Origin of the sequence: Hoskinsella mucinilytica, assembly GCF_045223415.1 — a bacterium.
GTDB classification, from domain to species: Bacteria; Bacillota_I; Bacilli_A; order Erysipelotrichales; family Erysipelotrichaceae; genus Hoskinsella; species Hoskinsella mucinilytica.
Genome location: NZ_JBEQZJ010000041.1, coordinates 21,877 through 33,984 on the forward strand (window position 1 = coordinate 21,877; position 12,108 = coordinate 33,984).

General features: G+C 36.9%; 9 protein-coding genes and 2 pseudogenes. 3 read left to right on the forward strand and 8 right to left on the reverse strand.

Annotated elements, in window-relative coordinates; genetic code table 11:
• The first annotated feature begins 13 nt into the window (after positions 1–13).
• Complete coding sequence (locus UGRO018_RS14095) at positions 14–1,339, forward strand: class II D-tagatose-bisphosphate aldolase, non-catalytic subunit (protein WP_416327135.1); 1,326 nt, start codon at positions 14–16, stop codon at positions 1,337–1,339.
• Between the two features lie 39 nt (positions 1,340–1,378).
• Here the strand turns inward: UGRO018_RS14095 and UGRO018_RS14100 are convergent, their stop codons facing one another.
• From UGRO018_RS14100 to UGRO018_RS14135, 8 genes are all read right to left on the reverse strand, one after another.
• A complete protein-coding gene (locus tag UGRO018_RS14100) occupies positions 1,379–2,590 on the reverse strand; it encodes an AI-2E family transporter (RefSeq protein ID WP_416327136.1) in 1,212 nt (403 codons plus the stop codon).
• Between the two features lie 63 nt (positions 2,591–2,653).
• Complete coding sequence (locus UGRO018_RS14105) at positions 2,654–3,940, reverse strand: patatin-like phospholipase family protein (protein WP_416327137.1); 1,287 nt, start codon at positions 3,938–3,940, stop codon at positions 2,654–2,656.
• Between the two features lie 3 nt (positions 3,941–3,943).
• Complete coding sequence (locus UGRO018_RS14110; RefSeq protein ID WP_416327138.1) at positions 3,944–4,489, reverse strand: glycerol-3-phosphate responsive antiterminator; 546 nt, start codon at positions 4,487–4,489, stop codon at positions 3,944–3,946.
• A 2-nt stretch (positions 4,490–4,491) separates the two neighbouring features.
• Positions 4,492–4,857 carry a DUF1667 domain-containing protein gene (locus UGRO018_RS14115; RefSeq protein WP_416327139.1) on the reverse strand — a complete coding sequence of 122 codons (366 nt, stop codon included), beginning with the start codon at positions 4,855–4,857 and terminating at the stop codon, positions 4,492–4,494.
• Positions 4,854–6,104, reverse strand: a complete 1,251-nt coding sequence (locus UGRO018_RS14120; RefSeq protein WP_416327140.1) for an NAD(P)/FAD-dependent oxidoreductase — start codon at positions 6,102–6,104, stop codon at positions 4,854–4,856. The genes UGRO018_RS14115 and UGRO018_RS14120 overlap by 4 nt, the downstream gene beginning before the upstream one ends.
• A complete protein-coding gene (locus tag UGRO018_RS14125; RefSeq protein ID WP_416327141.1) occupies positions 6,101–7,528 on the reverse strand; it encodes an NAD(P)/FAD-dependent oxidoreductase in 1,428 nt (475 codons plus the stop codon). Before UGRO018_RS14125 ends, UGRO018_RS14120 begins: the two co-directional genes overlap by 4 nt.
• Positions 7,529–7,712: 184 nt before the next feature.
• Positions 7,713–9,437, reverse strand: coding sequence for an ABC transporter ATP-binding protein (locus tag UGRO018_RS14130; RefSeq protein ID WP_416327142.1), 1,725 nt, complete (start codon positions 9,435–9,437; stop codon positions 7,713–7,715).
• Positions 9,419–11,155 (reverse strand): ABC transporter ATP-binding protein, encoded by a 1,737-nt coding sequence (locus tag UGRO018_RS14135; RefSeq protein ID WP_416327143.1) that lies wholly within the window; start codon positions 11,153–11,155, stop codon positions 9,419–9,421. The genes UGRO018_RS14130 and UGRO018_RS14135 overlap by 19 nt, the downstream gene beginning before the upstream one ends.
• A 101-nt stretch (positions 11,156–11,256) precedes the next feature.
• On the opposite strand from UGRO018_RS14135, the pseudogene UGRO018_RS14140 reads away from it, so the two are divergent.
• Together UGRO018_RS14140 and UGRO018_RS14145 are read left to right on the forward strand one after the other, a co-directional pair.
• Positions 11,257–11,430, forward strand: a pseudogene (locus UGRO018_RS14140) (LysR family transcriptional regulator); the annotation flags it as partial.
• A 150-nt stretch (positions 11,431–11,580) separates the two neighbouring features.
• A pseudogene (locus tag UGRO018_RS14145) lies at positions 11,581–12,108 on the forward strand (LysR family transcriptional regulator substrate-binding protein); the annotation flags it as partial.

The following is a 12,108-nucleotide window of genomic DNA, read 5'->3' on the forward strand; positions in this document are numbered from 1 at the left end:
GGAGGGTTATGAAATGCCACAAACAAATCCATTAAAACAAATCGTTACAAAACAGAAAAACGGAGAACCAGTAGGAATCTATTCCTGTTGTAGTGCCAATGATTATGTCATTGAGGCTGCCTTGATGCGTGCAAAAAAAGAAAATTCATGCGTATTGATCGAAGCCACTGCAAATCAAGTTGATCAAAATGGTGGTTATACAGGGATGAAGCCTGTAGATTTCCATGCATTCGTTATGAAGAAAGCAGACGAAATCGGATTCGACCGTAGTCGTGTATTCTTAGGAGGAGATCATTTAGGTCCTTTGACTTTTGCAAGTAAACCCGAAGCAGAAGCAATGAAAGATGCTGAAGAGCTGGTACGTTGCTATGTAGCAGCCGGATTCACAAAGATTCACATTGATACTAGCATGAAAGTAGCTGATGATGTTCCAAACGTTCGTTTAAGTGATGAAGTCATCGCTTCAAGAGGTGCAAGACTTGCTCGAGTATGTGAAGATACTTATCAAGAATTATTAAATACAAATCCAGATGCTGTACGTCCGGTTTACATTGTAGGAAGTGAAGTTCCTATTCCAGGTGGAGCACAAGAAGAAAATGCCGGAATGCAAGTAACTCGTGTGGAAGATTTCAAAGCAACAGTAAAAACGTTTGAATCAGCATTCGCAAAAGAAGGATTAAACGAAACTTGGAAAGATGTGATAGGTGTTGTTGTGCAACCTGGTGTTGAAGAAAAAGATGCTGGTTGTACAGAATATGATCGTGAAAAAGCAAAAGATCTTATGGCAAGCATCAAAGAATATCCAAATCTTGTCTTTGAAGGACATTCTACCGATTATCAGACAAAGTTCAAATTAAGAGAGCTTGTTGAAGATGGTGTTGGAATTCTAAAGGTTGGTCCTGCTATGACCTATGCGATGCGAGAAGCATTGTTTGCACTTTCTTATATAGAAGAAATGATGCTACACGGTACAGATAAGGAACCTTCTCATTTTATCGATGTTTTAGAGGCTGCAATGCTTGAACAGCCAAAAAATTGGAACAAGCACTATCATGGGGATGATAACGCACTATGGTTCAAGCGCAAATTCAGTTTCTCTGATCGAAGCCGTTATTATATGCCACAGGCAACTGTTGCCGATGCGAAAAACAAACTGATTGCGAATTTACGTGAAGTCGGTATCTCCCTAGCAGTACTATCTCAATTCATGCCTATTCAGTATACAAAGGTCCGTGAAGGCGAATTGGAAAATGATCCGGAAGCATTGATTCGTGATCGCATTACAAATTGCATTGATGAATATCTATTTGCTTCTCACCAAAAAGAATTATTCTCATAATAAAAATGTGCAGACATCCTGCACATTTTTATTATTTCATCAACCTTCTATGCTTTGTTCCTCTTTTTTGATCATATCATCTTCGGTAACGATCAACTTTTTCTTTTTTAAACGCTCATTGACTGCCTCCGCAAAGAAGGTATACACACAAGCGGTTACAGGCACTGCAACGATCATACCGAAAATACCAAACACATTTCCCAACACAAAGATCGATAACAAGACCCATAATCCCGGTAGTCCTACAGAATTACCGACAACTCTTGGATAAATCACATTATCCTCAAATTGTGACATGATCTGGTAGAAAATCATAAACCAAAGACTTTGTAGTGGATCAACGGATAACATCATGATTGCACCTACCACCATTGCCATCATTGGACCGAACACCGGTATCATTGAGAATAAAGCAATCAAGGTACAAATCAATTCTGTAAATGGGAAACCTAATAGCTTCATAGATACATAATAAAGAATCCATAAGATGCAAGCCTCCATCAGCTGTCCGCTAATGAAACTGGAAAATATCTTATTGACTCTGCTCGCATATCGAAATACGGATTGAGCATGATCAAAGCCAAGAAACGCCGCAACGACCTTTCTGATCTGGCGAATAAAGGATTCTTTCCCACTCAACAAATACAAAGAAAACATAAAGCCTGTAAATCCAACAGCAAAGCTTGATATAAATGCACTTGCATTAGATAACAACCCACTAGCGGAACTGGAAAGAATATTAATTGCATTCTTGACCACGTCTTCCCATGGCATACTCATAAATTCTTTGACCTGTTCCACATTTTCTACTCTAAAATCTATCTTGAAATACGCAAGTACCTCATCTATATTTTCGATAATGTTACTGAAAAATGTCGTTAAATTATTGAACAATGCAATGACACTGTCGATAATGCTTGGTAAAATAATACTTCCTAATATAATGATCAAAATCAATGCCAACACGAATGTCAGAGTCATCGAAATTGCACGTTTACGTTTTCTTAAAAAAGAACCTTCTTTGGTATGTCGAATCATTAATTTTTCAATCTGTTTCATTGGGATATTTAAAATATAGGCAAAAACGATGCCATAGGTCAACGATTGAAATAGACCAATCATATAACCAACAAAGCCACTGATTCTACTGAAGTTCCATAATATATATACAAATAGTATCAAATAGGTGGATAGGAATAGCCATGGTTTGATCGTTTTCCATGAGGATTCATCCATAAATTTTGGTTTCATATACGTCACATCCTTTAACTGGTTTTTATTATATCATGTCGAGCAGAAAAAAGACAGGCACTTTCACCTGTCCATCTTTCCCTCCATCATCAAATATAAAAGATATGCAATCAAAAAAGAATCATTACTCATTGTTGCGAGTAATTGTAATAGATGAGGATTTTTATCATCTTTTCTCAATGCAATGTAATTGATACAAATGAAATCTCTCTCTTTCTTATTTTCATCAGCTGTCAACAAGTTCTTGATAGAATCAAGATTCAATAAAGGCGTGGTTCCTTGAAGTTGATACTTATTCGCCATGCTTAAAATATGTTGCTTGAACTCCATGAAATGCTGAGGTCTTAGATAATCAATTCCAAAAGCCAGTCCTGCTCTTTCTAGCATGGCAGTAAAGGGATAGGTATATCCTTCATATTTTTTCAAGCCACTCAATAAGGAAATCGAAGTGATTTTTTCTGTTAGGATATGCATCTTATCTGCTTCAATATCTTCCTTTAAATGTGTAAAGCCTGCCTGCATTTGTTCTTCGAATAGAAGAAGCTCTTTTTGATCTTTTGGATAGATGGCATAAATGGTACCTAGATATTTTCCATATTTTTTCATGGTATCTAAATATCCTAGTTTCATATTCTCCATGATTTTCTCATGATCGAACAATAAAAAGCTTCCTAGTGATACATAAGGTTCAATGTATGTTAGATTCTCTTGTGGTTCCTTGACGATGATCCTTCCTACACTTTTCAAATCAACTGCCACAATTTCTTCTGCTCCCATTTCTTTCGCCAAGTTTACAGGAACATTATCTGCGTATCCTCCATCAACAAATTTATCATCACCAATTTGTTTCATTGGAAACGCTGGATAACAAGAGGCAGAAGCCAAAACATAATCTAAGGCATTTTCCTTGTTCATCTCACTTTTTTTACATGGATGTGCTTTATGCTTTGTGACATTGACACACATACAACCATAGTCTATCGAAGATGTGAAAAATTTCTCTTCATCGTACAATGATTGGATCATCCTTTCAAAAGGAGAAATATCTGCCCCTTTATGTTGTACATAGCTTTCTAAGAAAGGTTTATACTTATCCTTTTGCGACATGATCAATTCCATGTCCAAATCTAGATTGATACCATTCATCATTACATCATCAATCGTTAGATCAGCCCAAAGGTGATAGGCTTTTTCATATTCCTGTTGCACATATAAGACACCGATCATTGCGCCAATACTTGTTCCGCATACGATATCAAATTTCTCTTCTAATTCATCTAATGCTTTCCATACCCCGATTTCATATGCCCCTTTACTGCCTCCACCACCTAAAACCAATGCTCTTTTCATCCTTTAACCCTCTTCACATAAGTTCAAATTACTGGTTGTAACCGCAATCATTCCTTGTTGTAGACATTGCTCGATATCTTCATGATTTCTGATCAAGCCTCCCCCTATGATCTCTATATCACAATGTTTTCTCATTGCCTCTACAGCAAAAGGAACAATGGCAGGTAATACCTCTACATAATCCGGTTGAAGCTCGTTTGCCAAAAGACTTCCTTTTTCCACAGAACGACTATCGATCAAAAAGACACGTAACACGCTAATACAATGATTCTTTTTTGCATATTCAATAACGCTGGGCTTCGTGGAAATAATACCATCTGCGTGATATTTCTGGCATAGAAATTGGACTCCATATTTATCATTTTGAATACCTTTGATCAAATCCATATGAAGGAAAGCCTTTTTTTCATGCGCATGTAACTGTTGTAAAATATCCTCAATAAAATTGATATGAAAATCCATGATGACACACCAAGTTAAGGATTGCTTCAAAAAGCGTTGTAAAGTTTTCATATCACTGATCACGGGAATGATGGTTTGATGGATCATAGTTACCTCCTATCCATGCTCCTAGATGCTAATAAATCAGCACCGCTGTTAGCTATATTATGCACCAAAACTTGATGTTCATGTATCGGTGCTTGTACTTCTAGGGTATTCACTATTTCCATTATATCAAATAATGTATCTCTTGGGACATTTTGTGAGGTAATTACTGGTAATAAAGGATGAATCGCATGATGAATTCGTACGGTGCTCGTCAACATTCGCATAGGACAAATGACTTCTTGTCGAACATAGGCCTCACCTCGAGGACACCGATTGCCTTTTACTTTTAAGATATCTTTCTTGGCATCCATTTCTACATCAATATGGCAACTCATCGGACAAATGATACAGTCAAATTTTTTTATCATGCTTCTTTCACCTCCACACATAAAGGATGTTTGATATTTTGTAGTTCATCCTTTTGTAAAGTAATACGTTGCATTTCAGCTGGTAACATTGCGTTTTTCTTTATTTGTTTGATGATACGATTTCCATCCTTGATAAAGATGACACATTTAGAGAAAGGATGTTTGCAACGGAAACTAAATGTGATTGGTTTTTCAACATGAGAGCTGATACATTGTGGTAACACATAAGTTACGCCTTCACCCGGTAAAGTATAACATCCATGATCGCCTCTGATTTGTTGCTTGATATCGTTTGCTGCACATGTTCCGGCCTCAGCGGATTCCATACTGACATAGTCGACGATATCATGAACGTGCAGGGCATTGCCACAGGCATATATATGAGGAATGCTTGTTTCAAAATATTCATTTACAATTGCTCCCTTAGTATGAGGATCAAGTGCGATACCAATACGATGACCCAGTTCATTTTCCGGAATCAAACCAATAGAAAGAAGTAAAGTATCCACCTCAAATCGTTTTTCACTGCCTTTGATTGGCTGTAGGTGTTCATCTACTGCGGCAATGACAACAGCTTCTACATGATCTTTGCCTTGAATATCAATGACGGTATGCGATAAATATAATGGGATATCAAAATCCTTTAAACATTGCACGATGTTTCTAGTTAAACCATTGCTATAGGGCATTAATTCCGCAACCCCTTCTACATGGGCTCCTTCCAATGTCATTCTGCGAGCCATGATCAAACCGATATCTCCACTTCCTAAGATGAATACTCGATTACCGACACGAATATTTTCAAGATTTAAAAACCGCTGGGCACTTCCTGCTGTATAGACACCAGGAAGGCGTTTTCCCGGAATACTGATGGCACCACGATTTCGTTCATAACAGCCACATGCCAATAGGATGGTCTTGGCTTTGATATGGACATAACCTTCTGTAGCATTGACATAGGTAACTTCTCGATCTTTGGTTATTTGTATCACTGTTGTTTGTAATAGATAATCAATCCCCATTGCCTCTACCATATCTTTATATCGTTGGGCATATAAGGGACCGCTCATTTCCTCATGAAAAGTTTGTAACCCAAATCCATTGTGAATGCATTGCTGTAAGATTCCGCCTAACTCTTCACTACGCTCCAAAATCAAAATGTCTTTGATTCCCTCTTTTCGAGCAGCAATCGCAGCACTCATTCCGGCACTTCCTCCACCAATCACGATCATATCTATCGTTTTCATTTTCTCACTCCTTTGCTTTCCATAAAATATGTTGTTTTATCATAGGCTACCTCATGCAAAGGAATACCCAGCTCTCTTGCCAATATGGTTGCGACCTCGATTTCACAGAAACCTCCCTGACATTTTCCCATTCCAGGACGAACCCGCTTCTTGATTTCTTTGATCGTCTTTGCAGGAAATGGTTCGTGAATATGATCTATCACTTCCTGTTCGCTGATTTGTTCGCAACGGCAAATGATATGACCATAGCCAGATTTTTGTTGTATCAAGGCTTGTCGCTCATTTTCGGTTAGATCTTTTAAACGAATTGGTAATTTATGATGATGATACATCGTGCGATATTTTAAATTATGATGAGGAAGGATCAAAGTTTCGAGTACATATTCGCTAATGGCAGGTGCACTAGCTAAGCCCGGAGAATCGATACAGCCTAAATGTATAAAATTAAGATTATTTGGAGAATGTTGGATAAAAAAATCATTATGATTACCACTAGGACGTAATCCACTATAACTATGGATGACTTCCTGATATGGGATATCTTGCATCGTTTTTTTCAGTTTTTCTTTTACCTCGTTTAAACCATCAGCTGTTGTTGCATTGTTTTGCTCCATCAACACTTCACTATTAGGACCTAGTAAAATATTTCCATGGCAAGTAGGCAAACATAAAACGCCTTTTCCTGTAGGACCAGGTACGGGATACAAAATATGATGTACATAATCGTTTGCATGTTTACTTAATACAAAATATTGGCCACGCTTAGGGGTGATGGTAAATAAAGGTTTTTCCTCTACCATTTCCATGATGTGTGCAGCGCCAAGTCCTGCTGCATTGATAACGATATCTGCAGGATAAATGGCTTTTGTTGTTTGTACGATGTAGCCTTCTTCCTGTTTTTTGATGGCAATAACAGCTTCAGATAACTTTAGTGTAACATGGTTCAACACTGCCTCTTGTATCAAACCTAAACCTACTTCCCAAGGTGTGATGATTGCAGTTTCCGGTACAGACAAGCCAGCACTAACAGAAAGTGATAAATGCGGTTCTTTCTCTAATAACTGCGCCCTGGTTCGTGGTATCATTGTTATACCACGTGCTTCCCCTCGTATTTTCAAGGTTTGTAATCGCTGTTCTTCTTGTTCACCACATGCCACGATATACGCACCACATCGTTGATAATCGGCATTGATAGAAGCACAGATATTTGGATAAAGCTTTGCTCCTCTACAATTTAAATTTGCCTTTAAAGTACCATCTTCAGGATCATAACCTGCATGAATGATAGCACTATTTGCGCTTGAAATCTCGTCACAAATATCTGCATTACGTTCAAGTAAGGTGATATCAACTTCGTATTTAGATAAATCATGTGCAAGAAAACACCCAACAATGCCACCGCCAATGATAATGATTTTTTTCATAATGTCTCCTCCTTATATCATCAAAAAAAGCGAGTTAAAACATACAATTATGTTTTGATAACTCGCTTTCTCTATCACTGATTAACTTTTCATCTATAGTATAGCACTTCAAATTTAAATTCTCAATCCATTCTATGCGAAAATCATGATGAAGTAACAAATTTAGATAGATCATCCCTTAAAATCAAGCAAATTGACTTTGATATAGCTCATAATAGCTACCTTGTAATTTCATTAGTGTTTCGTGGTTTCCCTGTTCGATGATATCCCCATTTGACATTACCAATATCCAATCTGCATCTAAAATGGTAGATAAACGATGAGCTATTACAAAACAAGTTTTCTCTTTCATCAATAGTTGCATTGCGTTATTCACTTTACGTTCACTTACCGTGTCCATATGACTGGTAGCTTCATCTAAAATAAGCACCAATGGATTCATCAATAAAATTCTGGTAATGGAAATGAGTTGGCGCTGTCCGGATGATAAGGTTTCATTTCCAACTTTTAACACAGTTTGGTAGCCCTGAGGTAAGCGACGAATGAAATCATGCGCCCCACTTCTTTTCGCAGCCGCAATCACATCTTCTTCTGTTGCATTCTCACAACCATAGGCAATGTTTTCATGAATGGTTCCTTCAAACAGATAAGTATCTTGAAGTACCATACCAAAACAAGAACGTAGAGAATTTCGTGTTACATGATAAATATCCTGGCCATCGATCTCAATCTGACCTTTTTGTATATCATAGAAACGTAACAACAGATTTACAAGTGTTGTTTTTCCAGCCCCTGTTTTACCGACAATTGCGATTTTTTGTCCTGCAGCAATAGAAAAAGAAATATCCTTCATTAAGGGATGATGATCCTCATACGCAAAAGCAAGATGTTTTATATTGATTGCTCCTGCTTTTTGTATCAATTTGGGAAAATCAGCATCTTCACTTTCCTCCTCTAAATCAAATAGAGTAAATATCCTGCGCCCACTTTCCACGGCACTCTGAAGTTGGGTCATAACCCCTGTAATTTCCGTAAATGGTTTTGAGAACAGGGTAGCATAAATCAAAAAGCTGGATATATTTCCTATTGTTACTTTAGAAAACAAAGCAAGAAACGCTCCGGTTGCGCCTACCAATGCATAGGTGAAATTTGTAACAAAACGAGTGCTAGGATTAGCCAAAGAACCATAAAACTGTGAACGAACTCCTGATTCGTATAACTTATGATTCAAAGCTTTAAATGAATGCATTGCTTTATTTTCATAATGATATGCTTTTACGGTTTTAATGCCTGAAATCATTTCTTCACTATATCCATTTAATGCACCAAGTGCAGTTGCTTGCTTTCTAAAATAGGTTTGAGAACGTTTGGTAATGATACGTGCAATGATGTATGTAAAAGGTGCAGATACAACGACGATCATGGTCATGATAACATGAATATTTAACATACATATCAAGGCGAACACAATGGTCGTGATTCCGCTCATCATCGTCGATAACCCTTGTAGAAAGCCATCACTAATTAAATCAATATCATTGATGAAGCGAGAAATTAAATCGCCTTTTGCATGTTGATCAAAAAATGAGATCGGAAGATGTGTGATTTTATCATATAACTTATTACGTAGTGATCCACTGCTTGAAAATGCGATTCGATTGGAACAATACATCATTCCCCATTGAAAGAAAGAAAAGAAGAGATAAACACATGCTAGTTGTATCAATAATGGAATACATTGTTCCATTGAAAGATTTGAGGAAAAGCAATCTAAAAGCTTTCCTATCAATAAAGGGGCATAAACATTTAGTAACACAGAAAGAATTGCACATAGAAAAGAAAGTATCAGTAAAAGTCGAAATTGCCCAAGGAACAAGATAAGCTTCTTTATTACATCTTTTGTGGACATATGCCTTCCCTCCCAACACCTTGACTATCGCAAATCATTCGATAATCTTTGCATGAATCAAACAGTATTTTATGTGTATCAAAGCCCTTTATTTTGCCATCGTGTAGCACGAGGATACGATCACAATTCATAAGTGTTCCTGCTCTTTGTGAAATAATCAGCGTGGTCAAATGGTTTCTTTGTTCTTTCATAGCTTGACGAAGTTGGGCATCTGTTTTGAAATCTAAAGCACTGCTGGCATCGTCCAATATGAGAATCGCTGGCTTACGCAATAGTGCTCTTGCAATACAAAGTCGTTGCTTTTGACCTCCCGAAAGATTTGCTCCTGATCTTTCGACGATGGTTTGTAATCCATCCTTACTTTCTTTTACAAAGTCGTCTGCTTGTGAAATAGATAAGGCCTGCCAAATATCATCGCTTGTGGCTTCGTCGTAGCCAAATCGTATGTTGTCTTCGATGGTACCATAAAATAATTCATTGATTTGAGGTACCAATGCTATTGTAGACATGAGGGATTCATTGTTCATATCATTAATATCCTTTCCGAAAACCTGGATCGAACCTTGTTCACATTGAAAGAAATGACAAAGCAAATGAATTAAGGTAGATTTTCCAGCTCCAGTACCACCGATAATACCAATCATTTCCCCTTTTTGGACGGTAAAGTTAAGATCATTTAATATGGCTTCAGCCGCACTATAAGAAAAAGATACATGTTGGAAGCAAATTGCAATTTCCTGCTGGTCATCAATCGCTGTCATAGCACCTTGTATGGTTGGCTCATAAGAAAGAACCTCGCTAACACGTTGTGCACTGGCCCAAGCTTTTGTAAATATCACAATGAGGTTACTAATGGCTACCATAGCAAGCAGGATAGAAGCTGCATAATTGATAAAGGCAATGATTGTCCCTGCCTGCATATTTCCTACTTTAATCTGAATCAATCCTGTATAGATCAAAAACACAACAGCACCATTTACAATGAAAGCAGTGATAGGATTTAGTAAAGCAGATAACCTAGCTACACTCATCATCTGTTGTTGGAGATCATCCACATTATTCTGAAATCTGTGTTTTTCTTTTTTTTGAGATACAAATGAACGTATTATCCGAATACCTGAAATATTATCATCCAAAATCATGGAGAAACGATCTAAAAGTTTCTGATAATTCTGATACATTGGTGTTGATAAACGGATAAAAATAAATAAAATCAAAGCAATCATTGGAATGGTAGCTAATAGAATGAAAGCTAATCTAGTGTCTAGGAACATCGCCATACCTATTGCACCTATACAAATAAATGGAGAACGTATCACAAGACGGATCATCATCGCTACAGCGAGTTGTAGTTGGTTTACATCATTACTTAATCGATTGACTAAGGATGAGGATTGAAAATAATCGATATCCTGATAAGAAAATTGGCAAATATGTGAGAACATCGCATTTCTGATATCCGTACCAAAACCTTGGGAAGCCTTCGCTGCTTGATATTGACATACCATGGAAAATAAAAAACCAATGATGACCATTACAATCATTAAAATGCTATAGAAATAAACAATATGTTGATCCTGGCGAAGAATACCTTCATTGATCATATAAGCCATTAGAGTAGGAAGAAGTAGTTCAAGAATGGCTTCCATCAGTTTGCAAAATGGTCCTAGAATACATTGCTTTTTATATGGCTTTAGATATCGGAGTAATTTATTCATGTTATCCCTCTTTTCGCTCCTTATATTATAAGTAATGTCTTGATATATGTATAATATTGGTTTAATATATTTCATATATAAAAAAAGTATGGTGATTAAATATGGATATCAAACAGTTACAATATTTTTTAACGATATGTGAAGAGGGTCAGATAACTGCAGCTGCAAAGAAACTGCATATGGCACAGCCTCCTTTATCTTATCAATTAAAGATGTTAGAGGAAGAATTAGGCGTTGAGCTAGTGAAACGTGGAAGGCATCACATTCAGTTAACTGATGCTGGAGAACTTTTAAAAGAGAAAGCCGAACAGATTTTGCGTCTATGTGAAGGTACAAAAAAAGAAGTACAGGATGCTAAGAAAAAGGTACGACATCAATTATCAATTGGCATTGTTACCAGTTCTCATCATGCATTTTTACAAAGTGGCATTTGTGAATTTCATAAAGATTATCCGAATGTTGATTTTGTATTAAAAGAGGGAAATACATTTCAGGTACTTGATATGCTTGCAAAAGGAAAAATCGAAATTGGTATAGTGCGTACACCATTTCCACAATCAAATGTGAATGCTTTTACAATATGGAGGGAGGGTATGATTGCTGTAACACACAGAAATCGTCCATTATCATCTAAGAGCAGTATTACGTTAAAAGATTTGGAAGACCAGCCATTGATTTATTATGAGAGATATGAGTCCTTATTGAATGAACGATTCCTTGAAGAAGGTTTTCTGCCAAATATTTTATGTGTTAATCAGGATGCAAGAACCACCCTTTTATGGTCAATTGCTTTGCCTGGAATTGCAATTGTTCCAAAGAGTGCTTTATTTTTGGTTGATCATGAAGACTTGATAAGCTATGACATCCTTGATTCTCAATTGACTACTGATATCATGATGATAACATCAAAGGAACATTATCGTTCTGATATAGCTGATACTTTTTTGTCTTAT